Annotated in this window: 14 protein-coding genes; 11 read left to right on the top strand and 3 right to left on the bottom strand. The window is 65.5% G+C overall.

Going from position 1 to position 18,879, the window contains the following annotated elements; all coding sequences use genetic code 11:
- The first annotated feature begins 17 nt into the window (after positions 1 to 17).
- From clsB to AC1DS6_RS37955, 7 genes are all read left to right on the top strand, one after another.
- A complete protein-coding gene (clsB, locus tag AC1DS6_RS37925) occupies positions 18 to 1,346 on the top strand; it encodes a cardiolipin synthase ClsB (RefSeq protein ID WP_477104451.1) in 1,329 nt (442 codons plus the stop codon).
- A gap of 372 nt (positions 1,347 to 1,718) precedes the next feature.
- On the top strand, positions 1,719 to 2,309 hold the full coding sequence (locus tag AC1DS6_RS37930; protein WP_017226764.1) for a TetR/AcrR family transcriptional regulator: 591 nt from the start codon (positions 1,719 to 1,721) through the stop codon (positions 2,307 to 2,309).
- A 73-nt stretch (positions 2,310 to 2,382) separates the two neighbouring features.
- A complete protein-coding gene (locus AC1DS6_RS37935; protein WP_477104452.1) occupies positions 2,383 to 4,170 on the top strand; it encodes an acyl-CoA dehydrogenase C-terminal domain-containing protein in 1,788 nt (595 codons plus the stop codon).
- Positions 4,171 to 4,282: 112 nt separating this feature from the next.
- Positions 4,283 to 6,709: a 3-hydroxyacyl-CoA dehydrogenase/enoyl-CoA hydratase family protein gene (locus tag AC1DS6_RS37940; protein WP_441629199.1), complete on the top strand. Its 2,427-nt coding sequence runs from the start codon at positions 4,283 to 4,285 to the stop codon at positions 6,707 to 6,709.
- 18 nt (positions 6,710 to 6,727) lie between these two features.
- Positions 6,728 to 7,927, top strand: a complete 1,200-nt coding sequence (locus AC1DS6_RS37945) for an acetyl-CoA C-acyltransferase (protein WP_045237822.1) — start codon at positions 6,728 to 6,730, stop codon at positions 7,925 to 7,927.
- A 235-nt stretch (positions 7,928 to 8,162) separates the two neighbouring features.
- On the top strand, positions 8,163 to 9,119 hold the full coding sequence (locus AC1DS6_RS37950) for a DegV family protein (protein WP_441629197.1): 957 nt from the start codon (positions 8,163 to 8,165) through the stop codon (positions 9,117 to 9,119).
- Positions 9,120 to 9,204: 85 nt separating this feature from the next.
- Complete coding sequence (locus AC1DS6_RS37955) at positions 9,205 to 9,981, top strand: enoyl-CoA hydratase (protein ID WP_441629195.1); 777 nt, start codon at positions 9,205 to 9,207, stop codon at positions 9,979 to 9,981.
- An 85-nt stretch (positions 9,982 to 10,066) separates the two neighbouring features.
- On the opposite strand, the gene AC1DS6_RS37960 is transcribed toward AC1DS6_RS37955, so the two are convergent.
- The 3 genes from AC1DS6_RS37960 to AC1DS6_RS37970 form a co-directional block, all read right to left on the bottom strand.
- Positions 10,067 to 10,750 carry a Fe2+-dependent dioxygenase gene (locus AC1DS6_RS37960; protein ID WP_441629193.1) on the bottom strand — a complete coding sequence of 228 codons (684 nt, stop codon included), beginning with the start codon at positions 10,748 to 10,750 and terminating at the stop codon, positions 10,067 to 10,069.
- Positions 10,751 to 10,773: 23 nt separating this feature from the next.
- Positions 10,774 to 12,975: a TonB-dependent receptor gene (locus AC1DS6_RS37965; RefSeq protein ID WP_441629191.1), complete on the bottom strand. Its 2,202-nt coding sequence runs from the start codon at positions 12,973 to 12,975 to the stop codon at positions 10,774 to 10,776.
- 201 nt (positions 12,976 to 13,176) lie between these two features.
- Positions 13,177 to 13,581, bottom strand: coding sequence for an acyl-CoA thioesterase (locus tag AC1DS6_RS37970; RefSeq protein WP_276287028.1), 405 nt, complete (start codon positions 13,579 to 13,581; stop codon positions 13,177 to 13,179).
- A gap of 200 nt (positions 13,582 to 13,781) precedes the next feature.
- Here AC1DS6_RS37970 and AC1DS6_RS37975 point away from each other — a divergent pair, with 200 nt between their 5' ends.
- The 4 genes from AC1DS6_RS37975 (at position 13,782) to AC1DS6_RS37990 (ending at position 18,652) form a co-directional block, all read left to right on the top strand.
- On the top strand, positions 13,782 to 15,677 hold the full coding sequence (locus tag AC1DS6_RS37975) for an ABCB family ABC transporter ATP-binding protein/permease (protein ID WP_477104453.1): 1,896 nt from the start codon (positions 13,782 to 13,784) through the stop codon (positions 15,675 to 15,677).
- A 193-nt stretch (positions 15,678 to 15,870) separates the two neighbouring features.
- The gene (locus AC1DS6_RS37980; protein ID WP_441629186.1) at positions 15,871 to 17,004 is read left to right on the top strand and encodes an ABC transporter substrate-binding protein; all 1,134 of its coding nucleotides are present in this window, start codon (positions 15,871 to 15,873) and stop codon (positions 17,002 to 17,004) included.
- Positions 17,001 to 17,864 carry an ABC transporter ATP-binding protein gene (locus AC1DS6_RS37985; protein WP_441629184.1) on the top strand — a complete coding sequence of 288 codons (864 nt, stop codon included), beginning with the start codon at positions 17,001 to 17,003 and terminating at the stop codon, positions 17,862 to 17,864. Before AC1DS6_RS37980 ends, AC1DS6_RS37985 begins: the two co-directional genes overlap by 4 nt.
- Before the next feature lie 2 nt (positions 17,865 to 17,866).
- Positions 17,867 to 18,652, top strand: a complete 786-nt coding sequence (locus AC1DS6_RS37990) for an ABC transporter permease (RefSeq protein WP_441629182.1) — start codon at positions 17,867 to 17,869, stop codon at positions 18,650 to 18,652.
- Positions 18,653 to 18,879 lie beyond the last annotated feature (227 nt).

Genomic DNA, 18,879 nt, shown 5'->3' on the forward strand with positions numbered 1-18,879 from the left:
GCCTGATAATGTGCCCCATGTCCCCGATTCCGATCCCACGCCAGCCGTACGCGCTGCCCTGCGGCATTGCCGCCTCGCGCGACGATGCCGATGCGCCGGCGCCCCCGCGCGCGCCGCGGCGCGCCGGTCCGCTGCGTTCCGAGTGGCGCCGCGGCAAGCCCTTGGGCGGCAACGCCGTCCGCCTGCTGCGTGGCGGCCAGGAGTTTTTCCCCGCCCTGATTGCCGCTATCGACCAGGCTGTGTTCTCGGTTTCGCTGGAAACCTATATCTATGCCGATGACGAGGTTGGCACGGCAGTGAGCGATGCCCTGATCCGCGCTGCCGGGCGTGGCGTGATCGTGCGCCTGGTCGTGGATGGCTTCGGCGCCGGCGACATGCCGGCCGGGCTCGCCGCGCGCTTGCGCGATGGCGGCGTGTGCCTGAAGATCTTCCGCCCCGTGCGCCGCTTCAGCCTGGCGCGGCGCAACCTGCGCCGGCTGCACCGGAAGCTGGCGGTGATCGACCAGCAGATCGGCTTCGTTGGCGGCATCAATATCATCGACGACCACAACCACGGGCCTTTCGAGAGCGCGGGGCTGGGCCCGCGCTATGACTTCGCCGTGGCGGTGCGGGGCCCGCTGGTCAACCAGATCGCGCTGACCGCCGAACGCCTGTGGTGGCAGCTTTCGCTGCGCGGCGAAATGCGCACCGTCGGCCTGGCCGGCGTGGCGGCCGAGTTCCCGCTGATCACCGACCTGCCGCTGCCGCGCCAGGACCTCGCCGGCGGCATGCGCGCCGCGCTGCTCTTGCGCGACAACCTGCGCAACCGCCGCGCCATCGAGCGCCAGTACCTGCAGGCGCTGGGCGGCGCGCGGCGGGAGGTCATCATCGCCAATGCGTACTTCCTGCCCGGGCACAAGATGCGCCGCGCCTTGCTGGCCTGCCGCAAGCGCGGCGTGCGCGTGCGGCTGCTGCTGCAGGGCATGGTCGAGTACCGCCTGCAGCACTATGCGACGCACGCGCTGTATGCGACCTTGCTCGGCGCTGGCGTGGAGATCCACGAATACGGCGAGAGTTTCCTGCACGCCAAGGTGGCTGTGATCGACGATGCCTGGGCCACGGTGGGATCCAGCAACCTGGACCCGTTCAGCCTGCTGCTGGCGCGCGAGGCCAACGTGGTGGTCTCCGACGGCGCGTTTTGCGCCGAACTGCGCCAGGAACTGGAGCTTGCCATTGCCTCGCGCAGCGTCGAGGTCAAGGCCGCCACCCATGCGCGGCGCTCGGCGTTGCGCCGCATGGGAAGCTGGGCCGCGTATATGGTGCTGCGCGTCGGCGTGATCATCGCGGGCGTGACAGGGCGCTACTGATCGCGGGACAATGCGCCGGGCCGCGCGGGCATGTTGCTTTGCGGCACGGGGGCGGGAAATATCGCTGCCTCGCTGCGCCGTGGCATGTTGCAGCGCAAGAGGCGCGGCCGCTGCGTTTAGAAACCCCGATCTAATTAAAAGCTTGCTGCCGGCGAGCGCCATCACAATAATCTGAACGATCGTTCTTTTTTGCCTTAGACTGCGTGCATTCGCGTCTGCCGGGCGGTGATAACAGGCAGCCAGGCAGCGAAAAAAGCACTACGTCAGGGTCAAACGCTGCGCGATCAGGATCGCGCAGCGAAGAACGGAGAAATAATCATGCGACACCAGTCAGCTCGTCTCGAATCCGGCACTTCCGCGTCTCCCGCGCCCATGCGCAAGGGGGAAATGACGCGCGTGGCGATTCTGGATGCCGCGCTGGAGCTGTCGTCCCGCGACGGGCTCGAAGGCTTGACCATCGGCTTGTTGGCGGAACGCATGCAGATGAGCAAAAGCGGCGTGTTCGCGCATTTCGGTTCGCGCGAGGACCTGCAGGTGGAAGTGGTGCGCGAGTATCACCGCCGTTTCGAGCAAGAGGTCTTCTACCCCTCGCTGCACGAACCGCGAGGCTTGCCGCGCTTGCAGTCCATGGTGCGCCGCTGGATGGAAAAGCGCATCCAGGAAGTGACCACGGGATGCATCTACATCAGCGGGGCGGTGGAGTACGACGACCGCGCGGAAAGCCCGGTGCGTGACGAGCTCGTCAAGAGCGTCACCATCTGGCGCGCCGCGCTCACGCGTGCCATCGACCAGGCCAAGGAACAGGGGCACCTGCGCGCGGACTGCGATCCGCGCCTGATGCTGTTTGAAATGTACAGCCTTGAACTAGGCTTGCATCACGACGCCCGTTTCCTGCGGCTGCCCGCCAGTGCGGAGCTTGCCATGGTCGCACTCAACAAGTTGATTCAGTCTTACCGTACCTGACGCCGCCGCGGCGTCCCGTGCCGGATCGTGCACGGGCGGCGTAGCGGCTTTGCAAACCTCCAAGGAGTCTTTGATGGGCCAGTACACCGCACCGTTGCGCGACATGCAGTTCGTGCTCCATGAATTGCTCGGCGTGGAAGCCGAACTCAAGGCGCTGCCGAAGCACGCAGACATCGACGCGGACACCATCAACCAGGTGCTCGAGGAAGCCGGCAAGTTCTGCTCCGAAGTGGTGTTCCCGCTCAACCAGAGCGGCGACCGCGAAGGCTGCACCTACGTCGGCGACGGCGTGGTGACCGCGCCCAAGGGCTTCAAGGAAGCCTACCAGCAGTACGTGGAAGCCGGCTGGCCGGCGCTGGGCTGCGACCCGGAATACGGCGGCCAGGGCCTGCCCATCCTGGTCAACAACGCGCTGTACGAGATGCTGAACTCGGCCAACCAGGCGTGGACCATGTACCCCGGTCTGTCGCACGGCGCGTATGAGGCGCTGCACGCGCACGGCACGCCCGAGCTGCAGAAGGTCTACCTGCCCAAATTGGTCTCCGGCGAATGGACCGGCACCATGTGCCTGACCGAGCCGCATTGCGGCACCGACCTGGGCATCCTGCGCAGCAAGGCCGAGCCGCAAGGCGACGGTTCCTACAGCATCAGCGGCACCAAGATCTTCATCTCGGCCGGCGAGCACGATCTCTCCGCCAATATCATCCACCTGGTGCTGGCGCGCCTGCCGGACGCGCCGCAGGGCACCAAGGGCATCTCGCTGTTCGTGGTGCCGAAGTTCATCCCCGACGCCAATGGCAACCCGGGCGAGCGCAACGGCATCCAGTGCGGTTCGATCGAGCACAAGATGGGCATCCACGGCAACGCCACCTGCGTGATGAACCTGGATGGCGCGCGCGGCTGGATGGTGGGCGAGCCCAATAAGGGTCTGAACGCCATGTTCGTGATGATGAACGCCGCCCGCCTGGGCGTTGGCATGCAGGGCCTGGGCCTGACCGAAGTGGCCTACCAGAACTCGCTGGCCTACGCCAAGGACCGCCTGCAGATGCGCGCGCTGACCGGTCCCAAGGCACCGGACAAGCCGGCCGACCCGATCATCGTGCACCCCGACGTGCGCCGCATGCTGCTGACGCAGAAGGCCTTCGCCGAAGGCGGCCGCGCGTTCAGCTACTGGACCGCGCTGCAGATCGACCGCGAACTGTCGCATCCGGACGAATCCGTGCGCAAGGAGGCTGGTGATCTCGTCGCATTGCTGACGCCGGTGATCAAGGCCTTCCTGACCGACAATGCGTTCACCGCCACCAATGAGGGCATGCAGGTGTTCGGCGGCCACGGCTATATTGCCGAGTGGGGCATGGAGCAGCATGTGCGCGACGCGCGCATCAACATGATCTACGAGGGCACCAACACCATCCAGGCGCTGGACCTGCTGGGCCGCAAGATCCTGGGCGACATGGGCGCCAAGATGAAGGCCTTCGGCAAGATCGTGCAAGCGTTCGTCGAGGAAGAAGGCACCAACGAAGCCATGCAGGAGTTCGTCAACCCGCTGGCGGACCTGGGCGACAAGGTGCAGAAGCTCACCATGGAAATCGGCATGAAGGCCATGGCCAACCCCGACGAAGTCGGCGCCGCCGCGGTGCCTTACCTGCGCGTGGTGGGTCACCTGGTGTTCTCGTACTTCTGGGCCCGCATGGCCAAGATCGCGCTGGAGAAGGAAGCCAGCGGCGACAAGTTCTACACCAGCAAGCTGGCTACCGCGCGCTTCTACTTTGCCAGGCTGCTGCCGGAGACCGCGTCGCAGATCCGCATGGCGCGTGCCGGTTCGGCGACGCTGATGGCGCTGGACGCGGATTTGTTCTGACTGGCCGTCTTGATTTAACACGGTTGTATTAGCGCACCAGCGGCAACAGCAAAGCCAGCGCGGCGCGCCGCCAACCCACCTCATCTCAACGCTCACTTTCCTAGGAGCGCGCATGTCCAATTTCATCGTCAAGAAGGTCGCCGTGCTGGGTGCCGGCGTCATGGGGGCGCAGATCGCCGCCCATCTCGTCAATGCCCGCGTGCCTGTGGTGCTGTTCGACCTTCCCGCCAAGGAAGGCCCCAAGAACGGCATCTCGCTGCGCGCCATCGAGAACCTGAAGAAACTCTCGCCGGCGCCGCTCGGCATCAAGGACGAAGCCGGCCTGATCCAGGCCGCCAACTACGAAGACGACCTCGCGCTGCTCAAGGAATGCGACGTGGTGATCGAGGCGATCGCCGAGCGCATGGACTGGAAGCACGACCTGTACAAGAAGGTCGCGCCACACCTGGCCTCGCACACCATCTTCGCCACCAATACCTCGGGCCTGTCGATCACCGCGCTGTCCGACGGCTTCGACGCGGACCTGAAATCGCGCTTCTGCGGCGTGCACTTCTTCAACCCGCCGCGCTACATGCACCTGGTGGAGCTGATCCCGACCGCCACCACGCAGCCCGCGATCCTGGACCGCCTGGAAACCTTCCTGACCTCCACGCTCGGCAAGGGCGTGGTGCGCGCCAAGGACACCCCCAACTTCATCGCCAACCGCGTTGGCATCTTCTCGATCCTGGCGGTGTTCGCCGAGGCCGAGAAATACGGCATCCCGTTCGATGTGGTCGACGACCTGACCGGCTCCAAGCTGGGCCGCGCCAAGTCCGCCACCTTCCGCACCGCCGACGTGGTGGGCCTGGACACCATGGCCCACGTGATCAAGACCATGCAGGACACCCTGCTGGACGATCCGTTCGCGCCGGTGTACAAGACGCCCGCCGTGCTCAAGGGCCTGGTGGATGCGGGCGCATTGGGCCAGAAGACCGGCGCCGGCTTCTACAAGAAGGAAGGCAAGGCCATCAAGGTGCTGGACCCCAAGACCGGCCAGTACGTCGACTCGGGCAAGAAGGCCGACGAGATCATCGTGCGCATGCTGAAGAAGGAACCGGCCGAGCGCATCAAGCTGCTGCGCGAATCCACCAACCCGCAGGCGCAGTTCCTGTGGGCCGTGTTCCGCGACGTGTTCCACTATATCGGCGTCTACCTCGAGCAGATCGCCGGCTCCGCCGCCGATATCGACCTGGCGATCCGCTGGGGCTTCGGCTGGAATTCGGGCCCCTTCGAGGACTGGCAGTCGGCTGGCTGGAAGCAGGTTGCCGGGTGGGTGAAGGAAGACATCGACGCGGGCAAGGGCTTGTCCAGCGCAGCGCTGCCGTCGTGGGTGTTCGAAGGCCCCGTCGCTGACAACCAGGGCGTGCACGGCGCGCAGGGTTCGTGGTCTCCCGCCGCGCAGGCCTTCGTGCAGCGCAACGCGCTGCCGGTCTACGAGCGCCAGGTGTTCCGCGCCGCGGTCAAGGGCACGGCTGCCGCCGATCCGCGCAAGGCAGGCCGTACCGTGGAAGAAAACGATGCCGTGCGCATCTGGGTGAGCGAAGGCCAGGACGATGTGCTGGTGGTCTCGTTCAAGAGCAAGATGAACACCATCGGGCCGGACGTGATCGACGGCCTGACGCGCGCCATCGACCTGGCGGAAGTCGGGTACAAGGGTCTGGTGGTGTGGCAGCCCACGTCGCTGCAACTGGGCGCGCCGGGCGGCCCGTTCTCCGCGGGTGCCAACCTGGAAGCCGCGATGCCGGCCTTCATGATGGGCGGCGCCAAGGGCATCGAGCCCTTCGTCAAGAAATTCCAGGACGGCATGATGCGCGTGAAGTACTCTGCCGTGCCGGTGGTGTCGGCAGCGTCCGGCATTGCGCTGGGCGGCGGCTGCGAACTGATGCTGCATTCGGCCAGGCGCGTGGCCGCGCTGGAAACCTATATCGGCCTGGTGGAAGTGGGCGTGGGCCTGGTGCCGGCAGGCGGCGGGCTGAAGGAAGCGGCTTTGGCGGCTGCGCGCGCGGCACAAGCCGCCGGCAGCACCAACTACCTGCAGTTCCTCACCAACCGTTTCCAGGCAGCCGCCATGGCCAAGGTTTCGGCTTCGGCGCTGGACGCGCAGAAGATGGGCTACCTGCAGCCGTCGGACACCATCGTGTTCAACGTGCATGAGCTGCTCTACGTGGCACAGAACGAAGTACGCGCGCTGGCCAACGCAGGCTACCGCGCGCCGATGCCGGGCACGCTGGTGCCGGTTGCCGGCCGCTCGGGCATCGCCACCATCAAGGCGTCGCTGGCCAATATGCGCGACGGCGGCTTTATCTCCGCGCACGACTTCCTGATCGCCAGCCGCATTGCCGAGGCAGTGTGCGGCGGCGACGTGGAGGCCGGCTCGCTGGTCAGCGAGGAGTGGCTGCTGGCGCTGGAACGCAAGGCCTTTGTCGACCTGCTCGGCACGGGCAAGACCCAGGAACGCATCATGGGCATGCTGCAGACCGGCAAGCCGGTGCGCAACTAAGGCAAGCGAGGAACCGACATCATGAAACAACTGCAAGACGCATACATCGTTGCCGCGACCCGCACGCCGATCGGCAAGGCACCCAAGGGCGCGTACAAGAACACCCGCCCGGACGACCTGCTGGCCACCATCCTGCGCGCGGCCGTGGCGCAGGTGCCCAATCTCGATCCGAAGCTGATCGAAGATGCCATCGTCGGCTGCGCGATTCCCGAGGCACAGCAGGGCCTGAACGTGGCGCGTATCGGCGCGCTGCTGTCCGGCCTGCCGAACACCGTGGGCGGCATCACCGTCAACCGTTTCTGCGCCTCGGGCGTGTCGGCGGTGGCGATGGCGGCCGACCGCATCCGCGTGGGTGAATCCGATGTGATGATCGCCGCCGGCGTGGAATCGATGAGCATGGTGCCGATGATGGGCAACTCGCCGTCGATGTCGCCGTCGATCTTCGAGCGCGACGAGAACATCGGCATTGCCTACGGCATGGGCCTGACCGCCGAGAAGGTCGCGCAGAAGTGGCAGGTCAGCCGCGAGGATCAGGATGCCTTCTCGCTCGCTTCGCACCAGAAGGCGATCCGCGCGCAGCAGGCCGGCGAGTTCAAGGACGAGATCACCCCGGTGGATATCGTCGAGAAATTCCCCAACCTGGCCAGCGGCCAGGTCGACGTGAAGACGCGCACCCTGTCGCTCGACGAAGGCCCGCGTCCGGAGACCTCCATCGAAGGCCTGGGCAAGCTGCGCCCGGTGTTTGCCAACAAGGGCAGCGTCACCGCCGGCAACAGCTCGCAGACCTCGGACGGCGCCGGCGCGCTGATCCTGGTTTCGGAAAGGATCCTCAAGCAGTTCAACCTGGTACCGCTGGCGCGCTTCGTGTCGTTCGCGGTGCGCGGCGTGCCGCCCGAGATCATGGGCATCGGCCCGAAGGAAGCGATTCCCGCGGCGCTGAAGGCAGCCGGCCTGACGCAGGACCAGATCGACTGGATCGAGCTGAACGAAGCCTTCGCCGCGCAATCGCTGGCGGTGATGCGCGACCTGCAGCTGGACCCGGCCAAGGTCAACCCGATGGGCGGCGCCATTGCACTGGGCCACCCGCTGGGCGCCACCGGCGCGATCCGTTCGGCCACCGTAGTGCACGCGCTGCGCCGCAACAACCTGAAGTACGGCATGGTGACCATGTGCGTCGGCACCGGCATGGGTGCCGCAGGTATCTTCGAGCGCGTTTAAACGCGCCACAAAGAGCAGGTGCGTCACGGCGGCGAAACACGCCGCTTGCCAACGTCCTGCTCCCCTCTCCCGCTTGCGGGAGGGGCCGGGGGAGAGGGCCGGCGCATCGGTTCGGCGCCGGCGACTGAATACCATCCTCTCCCCGGAACCCCCGATCAGGTGAAGAATGCAGTGCCATAACAAGGAGACAGCTGCCGCCTCGACGCGGCTCACCTGACAGGGAGGAGACAACCAGATGCAGGAGACAGTCATTCTGGCCGACGCCGCGTGCGATATGCCTCGCGCGCTGATGGCCGAACTCGGGGTACAGACGGTGCCGTTCCGCATTCGCGCGGGCGACCGCTTCGTGGCCGACGTGCGCGACGAGCCCGCCTTGCCGTCGCTCTACGAGCAGTACCTGGTGGGAAAGCAGGACCATTACGCCGAATCCGTTCCCTTGCTCGAGCGCGAAATCGAGGACCACATGCTCAGGCATGTGGTCACTTCGTGCGATCGCGCGTTACTGCTTACCATCGCCAGCACGCGCAGCAAGCTGTACGCGCACGCCACCGGCGCCGTCGTCGGCACTGTGGCCAAGAGCTTCAAGCTGCGCAAGGACGCGGGGCGCACGGGGCTGTTCGAGTTGACGGTGATCGATACGGGTGCGATCGGCCCGGGCCAGGCGCTGATCGTGCGCGAAGCGGCCCGCATGCTGAACGGCGGCGCCAGCGCGCAGGCCGTGGTGGAAGCCGTCGAGTCGCGCCTGCGCGATGCCGCGCACATGTTCCTCGTGCCCGACGAGTTGCTCTACATGTACACGCGGGCCAGGCAAAAGGGCGAGAACAGCATCACGTGGGGACGCTATATGCTAGGCAGCGCTTTCAATATCCGCCCCATCGTGCATATGCATCGCGGCCAGACCGAGCCGGTGGCCAAGGCGCGCGGCGCGGACGAAGGCATGCGCCGCGTGATGGCGCATGCGGAGCATTGCATTCGCAGCGGGCGATTGCTGAGCCCGGCGGTGGCGCTCAGCTATGCGGGGCCTCCGGAGGCGATACGCGCCCTGCCGGCCTTCCAGTCGCTTGCGCGCACCGCGCAGCAGCACGATGTGGAACTGATGCTGGCGCCGATGAGCCTGACGGTGGCGCTCAACGTCGGAGCAAAGGCGTTCGGGATGAGCTATCTTTGCGAAGAACCGCCGCCGCTCGAATAAGTGGAATAAGTGGAATAAGCGGGTTTATTTCCCTGCGAAGGGGAAGGCGGACAAGTCAACCAGGCAGTAAGGAGAAGACGATTTCATGAGCATCCTGACCACTATCGAACAAGGCATCCTGACCATCGAGTTCGATCGTCTCGACAAGAAGAACGCCATCACCGCGGCGATGTACCAGGCCATGGCCGACGCACTGCGCGCCGGCGATGCCGATCCCGCCGTGCGCGTGATCGTGATCCGCGGCAAGGCGGAAGTCTTTACCGCGGGCAACGACCTTGAGGATTTCATGCAGCGCCCGCCCACCTCGGGCGAAGGCGATCAGCCGGCACCGGTGTTCCAGTTCCTGCAGCAGATCAGCCAGGCGAGCAAGCCGCTGGTGGCGGCGGTAAGTGGCCCGGCGGTTGGCGTGGGCACCACGATGCTGCTGCATTGCGATCTGGTTTATGCCTCCGAGACGGCGAAGCTGTCGCTGCCGTTCGTGCAACTGGGCCTGTGCCCGGAGGCGGCATCGAGCATGCTGTTGCCGCGCCTGCTGGGTCACCAGCGCGCCGCCGAGAAATTGCTGCTGGGCGAGGCCTTCGGCGCGCAGGAAGCGCTGCAGATCGGCCTGGTGACGCGCGTGCTGCCGGTGGCGGAGTTGCACGATTTCGTGCAGCAGCAGGCGCGCAAGCTGGCCGCGCTGCCAGCTTCGTCGCTGCGGGAAACCAAGCGGCTGATGAAGGGCGGCGACAAGGCGGCCGTGCAAGCGAAGATGGCGGAGGAGGGCGAGGTGTTCCGGCGCATGCTGCACGCGCCGGAAGCCAAGGAAGCCTTCAAGGCGTTCTTCGAGAAGCGCCGCCCGGACTTCTCGCGCTTCCATTGAGCCTGCGGGCGTCCCTGGCCGATACGGCGGATGGGCGGCCCCCGCCGCTGCCGCCATTTGCGCGGCATCAAGGCCGAGGCCAAGGTCAGGGCGTCGCCCATTCGCGCAGCAGGTTGTGGTAGACGCCGGTGAGGCGCACCACGGTGGCGTGTCCATGGCCAAGCGCATGCCCGATTTCCTGGATGGCGGTATCCAGGTCGAACAGGAGGGCGCGCTGGCGGGCGTCCCGCAGCAGGCTCTGGATCCAGAAGAACGCGCATAGCCGCGTGCCCCGGGTCACCGGGCTGACACGGTGCAGGCTGGAAGCCGGATACAGGATCATGTCGCCGGCGGGTAGCTTGACCTCGTGCGTCCCATAGGTGTCCTCGATGATCAGTTCGCCGCCGTCGTAGTCGTCGGGCCCGCACAGGAAGAGCGTGGCCGAGATGTCCGTGCGGATGCTGTCCGAGCCGTCTGGAAGGTAGCGGATGGCATTGTCGACATGGGTGCCGAAGGATTGTCCGCCCGCATAGGCGTTGAACAGCTTGGGATAGATCCTGGCCGGCAGCGCCGCCGAGAAGAACAGGGGATGGCGCCGCAAGGCCTGCTCGATCATTGCGGCGATGTGCCTGCCCTGCGGGGAGTCGTGCGGCAATTGCAGATTGTCCTTGGCGAGGGAGGACTGGAATCCTGCGGTCGCCTTGCCGTCGGCCCAGTTGGCCTCCGTCAGCAGGCTCACGCTTTCCCGTACCTGTTCCGGCGTCAGGACGCCGGGTATGTGAATCATCATTTGGCTGACCCCGGCGCGTGGCGTTAGAAGGAGTAGACGGCCGACAGCACCGCGAACCGGCCATCGCCATACTCGATCGCGGACGAGCGCGATGCGCTGCCAAGCGTCTGGCGCACCCGCTCCACATAGGCCTTGTTGAACAGGTTGTCGATGTTGAGCTGGAACTTGAGGTTCTTGTTCGGGGCGTAGCCGAGCATGGCGTTGTGCACCAGGTAGGCACCAAGCGTGCCGTCCCCCACCGACGTCACGTTGCGCCTGCCGATGAAGCGTGCGCCGTAGCCCAGCGTCCAGCCCGCTGGCAACTGGTAGGTGGTCCACAGGCTGAAGGAGTGCGCCGGTGTGTTGGCCAGCGCCTTGCCTTCGCGCTCGGGCAGCGACAGTGACTTGAGTGTCTTGCTGTTCAGGTAAGTGTAGTTGGCGAAAACGTCCCAGTTCGGCGTCACCTTGCCGGCCGTGCCCAGCTCGACGCCGCGCACGCGCTGCTCGCCGGCCAGGGCGTAGCTGCCATCGGAGAGGCGTTCGCGCGTGTTGTCCTTGTCGACCTGGAACAGCGCCGCGTTCAGCCCCAGGCGCCGCTCCATGAACTCCCATTTGCTGCCGAGCTCATAGGTCTTGTTTTTCTCGGGCGCCAGTCCCCCCGTGGCTTTGTTCACGCCCGAGCCGGTGCTGACCAGGAACTCGGCGGACGGGTTGAAGGACGTGCCGTAGGCGAAATAGATCCTGCCGTTGTCCGTGGGCTTGAACACCAGGCCCGCCCGGCTGCTGAGCTGGTTGGTGGTGCTGTCCGCGCGGTCGGTCGCCTTGCCCAGCGGCGTGCTCTCGGCGCTGCCATCTATCCAGTCGTAGCGCAGGCCGAGGTTCAGGTCCCAGTGCTTGCCCAGGGCGATGGTGTCAAGCGCGTACAGCGCCTTGACGTCAAGCCACGTCTTGTTGCGCGCGCTGTCGCGCCGGTTGGTGGGCGCGCTCCAGTAGCCTGGCGGGCTGGAGAGATCGAAACCGTTGGCGGGATAGTATTTGGCGAGATTGTAGGAATAGGTAGTCCGGTCGTAAGTCTCGCGTGAGATTTCGAAGCCACTGACCAGGGTGTGTCCCAGCCCCAAGGTGGCGAAGCGGCTGGTCAGGTTGGTCTGGTTGATCCACAGCTCGGTGGCCGAGTCGCGGCCATAGCCCTGCGGTCCGGCCGGCAGGTAGCGGCCCGGCGGCAGCCCCGCCTGGTTCACGTGCGAGGCCGAGATCACGGTGTCGCGGTGCAGGCGCGAATAGCGGGTCAGGTTCTGCAGCTTGAGGTTGTCGTTGAATTCGTGTTCGAACCTGACGGTGGCAGCGTCGGTGGTGATGTTCTCCCGGTCCACGTTGCGCCAGCCGAAGTAGGCGTGCCGGCTGACGCCCGCGAGCCGCTGGCCGTTCAGCGCCGGCACGCCGTAGTCGGGCAGGTTGTCGTCGCGCTGGTGGAAATAGCTCAGCGTGAGGCGCGTCGGCGATTGCATGCCGAAGGTGATCGACGGCGCGATGCCCCAGCGGCGGCGTTCGAGGGCGTCGCGCCCCGGCACGTCGTTTTCGTGCGCCATCAGGTTCAGGCGGACGACTGCCGCGGGCCCGTTCCACGGCAGCGGCTGGTTGGTATCCAGGGTCAGGCGGTGGAAGCTGGCCGTGCCGAGCCCGCCGCCGACGTGCGTGAACCTGTCCGCCTTGGGTTGCTTGCTGATCATGTTGATGCTGCCGCCGGTGGTGCCGGCGCCGCCGAAGACCGAATTCGGCCCCTTGATCACCTCGACCGCTTCGAGGTTGAAGAGGTCGGAACGGTTGTTCTGCCCGCTGTCGCGCAAACCGTCGATCTGCATGTTCGCGTTGGCGCTGAAGCCGCGGATATTGATGCTGTCGCCGGAGCCGCCGCCGCCCTCGCCGGCGTTGAAGGTGATGCCGGAAACGTTGGAAAGCGCCTGCCGCAAGCTCAAGGCGTTCTGCTCCTCCAGCACGTGCTGCGGCACCACTGTGATGGTCTGGGGCGTATCGAGCAGCGGCGCCGCGTATTTGGCCGAGCCGGAGGCTTCGACCTTGGAACCGGGTGCCTGCGTCCCCGTGACGGTGACCGGCGCCAGTTCGATGTGTTTGCCTTGCCGTTGCAAATCGTCTGCCAGGACTGGTGTGGCGCAGGCCGCGGCCAGGACGACGGAAGCGAGAGGGCGCCGTGGCGGCAGCGCGGCAGACCTGATGTACGAACGCATGCAATTCTCCTTAAATGAAAATGATAATCATTAGCATTTAAGGATCTGAGGCGAGCCGAAACAATCAGAAACGGCTGCATGTGCGTGCGGAAATTTCCGCTTTTCCTCGCGGGCGTTCAGAGCATTCAGAGCCGACGCTGAACCCTCGCGCCGGCGCCCCGCCAGGAATGCCTGGCAGGGGAGCCGGCTTCAGGCGGCCGCTTATATCGCTGGCAACACCCGCGGTTGCCTTGTGTCGTCTGTCGCCACATAGGTCAGGATGGCTTCGGTCACCTTGACGATCTCGTGGCTGTGGCGCATGCGCTGCGCATAGACTTCCACCGACACGGTGATCGAGGTGCGACCCGTCTTCTCGATATCGGCGTAGAAGCTCACCAGATCGCCGACAAAGACCGGATGCTTGAACAGGAAGGAGTTCACCGCCACGGTGGCCACGCGGCCCTGGGCGCGTTCCACCGCCGGGATCGAGCCGGCGATGTCCACCTGGGCCATGATCCAGCCGCCGAAGACGTCGCCGTGCACATTGGCGTCCGCCGGCATGGGGACCACGCGCAGGGCGGGATTCTTGCCAGGAGGCAGGCAGGGGAGGGCGTTGGCTTGGTTCATGATGGCTTGAGGCTGGATAGGGTTGGGGCGGGGTAGCAAGGGCTGCGGCGGGGTGCCGGCGCGCCGGCGCGCATGCCGGAGTGACCTTGCCGCCGTGCGGTCCGGGCGTCGAGGCGGTTCCGTGACGGGGATAAGCGGCGTGGCGCCGGCTAACAAAGACGATCTCTGCCACAATCGCATATTCGCCCGAATTCTAACGTATGCGACGCTACTCTACGTCGGCCGAGCCGTCCTCCGCCCAGCCTTCCTCCCTCTTCGGCAAATCCAACGTTCCGCGCAGCGACTGGCAGACCGTGCGCAACCTGTTGCCCTATGTCTGGCACTACAAATGGCGCGTGATGCTGGCGCTGGTGTGCCTGGTGGCGGCCAAGGTGGCAAACCTGGGCGTGCCGGTCCTGATGAAGAAGCTGGTGGACAACATGAACGTGCCCGCCGGCAGCGCTACCGCACTGCTGGTGGTGCCGGTCGGGCTGATCGTCGCCTATGGGGTCCTGCGGCTGTCGGGGACCTTGTTCACCGAATTGCGCGAGATCCTGTTCTCCAAGGTCACGCAGAGCGCGGTGCGCGAGATCGCCCTGCAGGTGTTCCGCCACCTGCACGCGCTGTCGCTGCGTTTTCACCTGGACCGGCAGACCGGCGGCATGAGCCGCGACATCGAGCGCGGCACGCGCGGCATCCAGTCGCTGATCTCGTATTCGCTCTACAGCATCCTGCCGACGCTGGTCGAGATGGGGCTGGTGATGGGATTCTTTATCCTGCACTACGACATCTGGTTTGCCGCCATCACGGGCTGCGCGCTGGTGAGCTATATCGTGTTCACCATCGTCGTGACCGAGTGGCGCACGCATTTCCGCCGCAGGATGAATGAGCTCGATTCCCGCGCGAACCAGAAGGCGATCGATTCGCTGCTCAACTTCGAAACCGTCAAGTACTTCGGCAACGAGGAGTACGAGGCCCGCCGCTACGACGAGAACCTGCTTACCTACCGCACGGCGGCGATCCGCTCGCAGAACTCGCTGTCCTTCCTGAATTTCGGCCAGCAGGCCATTATCGCCACCGGGCTGATCCTGATCCTGTGGCGCGCCACCGTGGGCGTGGCGGCAGGCAAGCTCACGCTGGGCGACCTGGTGCTGGTGAACACGCTGATGATCCAGTTGTACATCCCGCTGAATTTCCTCGGCGTGATCTACCGCGAGATCAAGCAGGCCACCACCGATATGGACCGCATGTTCGTGCTGCTGGGCACCAACCGCGAGGTGGCGGACGCGCCGGGCGCGCAGGCCTTGCGCGTGAGCGGCGCCGCCGTGCGCTTTGCCCATGTGGGCTTTGGCTACGAGAGCAACCGCGTGATCCTGGACGATGTGGACTTCACCATCGCGGCGGGCACCACCACCGCGGTGGTGGGACATAGCGGCTCGGGCAAGTCCACGCTGGCGCGGCTGCTGTTCCGCTTCTACGACGTGGGCAGCGGCGGCATCGAGATCGACGGCCAGGATATCCGCGCGATCACGCAGGACAGCCTGCGCCGCGCCATCGGCATCGTGCCGCAGGACACCGTGCTGTTCAACGACAGCATCTACTACAACATCGCCTACGGCCGTCCCGACGCCGGCCGCGACGAGGTCATCGAGGCAGCGCGCGCGGCCCAGATCGACGCCTTCATCCGCGAGTTGCCGCAGGGCTACGATACGCCCGTGGGCGAACGCGGCCTCAAGCTGTCGGGCGGGGAAAAGCAGCGGGTGGCGATCGCGCGCACGCTGCTGAAGAATCCGCCCATCCTGGTCTTCGACGAAGCCACCTCGGCGCTGGATTCGCGCACCGAACAGGCCATCCAGGCCGAGCTGATGCGGCTGGCGCAGAACCGCACCACGCTGCTGATCGCGCACCGGCTTTCCACCGTGGTGCACGCCGACCAGATCCTGGTGATGGATCACGGCCGCGTCATCGAGCGCGGCACGCATGCCGAACTGATGCGGCTGGATGGCCGCTACGCCGAGATGTGGCGCATCCAGGCCCGCAGCGCGGCGGATGGCGAGGCGCCGGTGGAGGATGTCTCCCTGGCCATTGAAGCAGGCGACGCCACGCAGGATGCCTGATCCGCGCCGCCGAGCGCCGCGGGCGGCAGGATAAATTGTCAACAATTTATCCTGGCAAACCGTATCGACATATCCGGGTGCACGAATTTGGTTCGACAATAAGTGGCGCAATCGCCCCGTGTTGGTGCGCGATTACATGGCATGCGCCTTGCAGACGAACTCTCCAGGAAGACGACCAACAGGAGAGAGTTCAATGCCGCTATTCCGCGCCGCCACCCAGTTCGATGCCATTGCCGCTTGCGTTGGCGCCCAGCGTACCGATGCCGGAACCGGCGCAGCCGCGTCCCCGGCGCGCCGCCGCCTGTTGCAGCTTGGCATGGCGCTCGGTACCGCCCTGGTGCTGTCGACACAATTCGCCGGCGAGGCGCACGCCCAGACCAAGGTGCGCTTCCAGCTCGACTGGCGCTTCGAAGGCCCGTCGGCGCTGTTCCTGCTGGGCGAGCAGAAGGGCTACTACAAGGCCGAGAAGCTGGATGTATCGATCGACGCCGGCAACGGCTCGGGCAACGTGGTCAACCGCGTGGCCTCTGGCACCTACGACATGGGCTTTGCCGACCTGGCCTCGGTCATGGAGTTCTACGGCAACAACCCGGACGCGAAGAACAAGCCGGTGGCCGTGATGATGGTCTACAACAACACGCCGGCGGCCGTGCTGGCGCTGAAGAAGTCCGGCATCAAGGCCCCGCACGACCTGGCCGGCAAGAAGCTCGGCGCCCCGGTATTCGACGCCGGCCGCCGCGCCTTCCCGATCTTCGCCAAGGCCAACGGCCTGCAGGCATCCAGCTTCAACTGGCAGGCCATGGACCCGACGCTGCGCGAGACCATGCTCACGCGCGGCGACCTGGACGCCATTACCGGCTTTTCCTTCACCTCCATCCTCAACCTCAATGCGCGCGGGGTGAAGGACGAGGACATCGTGGTGCTGCCCTATCCGCAATTCGGCGTGAAGCTGTATGGCAATGCCGTGATCGCCTCTGAAGACTTCCTCAAGAAGAACCCGGACGCCGTGAAGGCCTTCCTGCGTGCCTTCGCGAAATCGGCCAGGGACGTGATCGCCAGGCCCGAAGACGGCATCAAGGCCGTCAAGGCGCGTGACGGCATCATCGACGAGAAGCTCGAGACCAGGCGCCTGAAGATGGCGCTGGACAGCGTGGTCAGGTCGCCCGACGCACGCGCCGAGGGCTTCGGCCGGGTCAACAAGCCGCGCCTGTCGCTGATGGCCTCGCAGGTAGCCGATGCCTTCGGTACCAAGGGCCGCATCAACCCCGACAACCTGTGGACCGACGCCTACCTGCCGTCGGCCGCCGAACTGGATGTGCTGCGATGACGGTAGCCAACGCATTCCTGCGCGCCGGGGCCACGGCCCCGGCGGAACTGTCCGCCGAACCGGCTGCGCGACCCTTCGTCGATTTCAACCGGGTCTGGCTCGCCTATAACGACGAGCTTGCCCGCAAGGGTGAGTTCGCGATCGAGGACATCTCGCTGCAGGTGGAGCCGGGCGAGTTCATCGCCATCGTGGGGCCCTCCGGCTGCGGTAAGTCCACCTTCATGAAGCTGGCCACGGGGCTCAAGCCCGCCACGCGTGGCGTGGTCAAGATCGCCGGCGAGAAAGTCACCGGGCCGCTCAAGATGGTGGGCATGGCCTTCCAGGCGCCGACGCTGCTGCCGTGGCGCACCACGCTGCAAAATGTCATGCTGCCGCTGGAGATCGTGGAGCCTTACCGCTCCACGCTGCGCCAGAAGCGCGAGGAATACACGGCGCGGGCGCGTGAGTTGCTGCGCACCGTGGGGCTGGCCGGCTACGAGGACAAGTATCCGTGGCAACTCTCCGGCGGCATGCAGCAGCGCGCTTCGATCTGCCGCGCGCTGATCCACGAGCCGCGCATGCTGCTGCTAGACGAGCCCTTCGGCGCGCTCGACGCGTTCACCAGGGAGGAGCTGTGGTGCGTGCTGCGCGACCTGTGGCAGGCGCAGCGCTTCAACGTGATCCTGGTGACTCACGATTTGCGTGAAGCCGTGTTCCTGGCCGATACCGTCTACGTGATGAGCCAGCGCCCCGGCCGCATCCTGACGCGCAAGGAGATCGACCTGCCGCGTCCGCGCGACCTCGATCTGACCTATACCGAACCCTTCGCCGAACTCGTGCACTCGCTGCGCGAGAAGATCGGCCACGTACGGCAGCACTGACCATGAGCACGTTTTCTTCCCCGATGAGCGCGGCCCGGCAGCGCCGCGTGCAGCGCGTGGCGCCGTGGCTGCTGCTGGCTACGTTTCTGTTGCTCTGGCAGGGCGCTTGCCTGGTGTTCAACGTGTCGGACTTCATCCTGCCCAGTCCGAGCGCGATCGTCTCATCGCTGTTCGCGTATTGGGACGTGATCGCGGGCCATGCATGGCGGACCTTCTGGACCACCATGGTCGGCTTTGGGCTCGCCATTGTCGTGGGCGTGGTGCTGGGTTTGCTGATGGGGTCGTCCAGGCTGGCCTATGCGGCGGGCTATCCGCTGATGACGGCGTTCAATGCCTTGCCCAAGGCGGCGTTCGTGCCGATTCTGGTGGTGTGGTTCGGGCTTGGCGCCGGCCCGGCGATCCTGACGGCGTTCCTGATCTCGTTCTTCCCGATCATGGTCAATATCGCTACCGGGCTGGCTACGCTGGAGCCGGAACTGGAGGATGTGCTGCGCGTACTTGGTGCAAGGCGCACCGATGTGTTGCTCAAGGTTGGCCTGCCGCGTTCGATGCCTTACTTCTTTGCTTCGCTGAAGGTGGCCATTACTTTGGCGTTCGTGGGGACTACCGTGTCGGAGATGAGCGCCGCCAATGAAGGCATTGGCTATCTGCTGGTCTCGGCCGGCTCGGCGATGAAGATGCCGCTGGCATTTGCCGGCCTGGTGGTGATCGCCGTGATGGCGATGGTGATGTATGAGTTTTTCGCGGTGGTGGAGAAGCGGATGACGGGGTGGGCGCATCGGGGGTGAAGGGGGATTGAGTGCGAGTGGGGTTCGTTTGGGCGGCGTTGGGTTTTGCACCCGACAGCGACCAACCCCGCAGGGCAAGGGCCTGTCAGGAATTTTGTGTTTAGGGCATAACATGTCGCTAAGGAGCATGTCATGCCACGTAAAACGAAGACCAGTCAGGCTGCCGACCGTGAGCTGCCGACCATTCCCGAGGAGCTGATTGCCCATTTCGTAAAGGGCCCCATGAC

The organism is Cupriavidus sp. 05L310, assembly GCF_056398185.1.

Coding starts and splice junctions, on each gene's coding strand:
- clsB (WP_477104451.1), top strand. CDS start 18: ATGTCCCCGATTCCGATCCCACGCCAGCCGTACGCGCTGCCCTGCGGC.
- AC1DS6_RS37930 (WP_017226764.1), top strand. CDS start 1,719: ATGCGCAAGGGGGAAATGACGCGCGTGGCGATTCTGGATGCCGCGCTG.
- AC1DS6_RS37935 (WP_477104452.1), top strand. CDS start 2,383: ATGGGCCAGTACACCGCACCGTTGCGCGACATGCAGTTCGTGCTCCAT.
- AC1DS6_RS37940 (WP_441629199.1), top strand. CDS start 4,283: ATGTCCAATTTCATCGTCAAGAAGGTCGCCGTGCTGGGTGCCGGCGTC.
- AC1DS6_RS37950 (WP_441629197.1), top strand. CDS start 8,163: ATGCAGGAGACAGTCATTCTGGCCGACGCCGCGTGCGATATGCCTCGC.
- AC1DS6_RS37955 (WP_441629195.1), top strand. CDS start 9,205: ATGAGCATCCTGACCACTATCGAACAAGGCATCCTGACCATCGAGTTC.
- AC1DS6_RS37960 (WP_441629193.1), bottom strand. CDS start 10,750: ATGATGATTCACATACCCGGCGTCCTGACGCCGGAACAGGTACGGGAA.
- AC1DS6_RS37965 (WP_441629191.1), bottom strand. CDS start 12,975: ATGCGTTCGTACATCAGGTCTGCCGCGCTGCCGCCACGGCGCCCTCTC.
- AC1DS6_RS37970 (WP_276287028.1), bottom strand. CDS start 13,581: ATGAACCAAGCCAACGCCCTCCCCTGCCTGCCTCCTGGCAAGAATCCC.
- AC1DS6_RS37975 (WP_477104453.1), top strand. CDS start 13,782: ATGCGACGCTACTCTACGTCGGCCGAGCCGTCCTCCGCCCAGCCTTCC.
- AC1DS6_RS37980 (WP_441629186.1), top strand. CDS start 15,871: ATGCCGCTATTCCGCGCCGCCACCCAGTTCGATGCCATTGCCGCTTGC.
- AC1DS6_RS37985 (WP_441629184.1), top strand. CDS start 17,001: ATGACGGTAGCCAACGCATTCCTGCGCGCCGGGGCCACGGCCCCGGCG.
- AC1DS6_RS37990 (WP_441629182.1), top strand. CDS start 17,867: ATGAGCACGTTTTCTTCCCCGATGAGCGCGGCCCGGCAGCGCCGCGTG.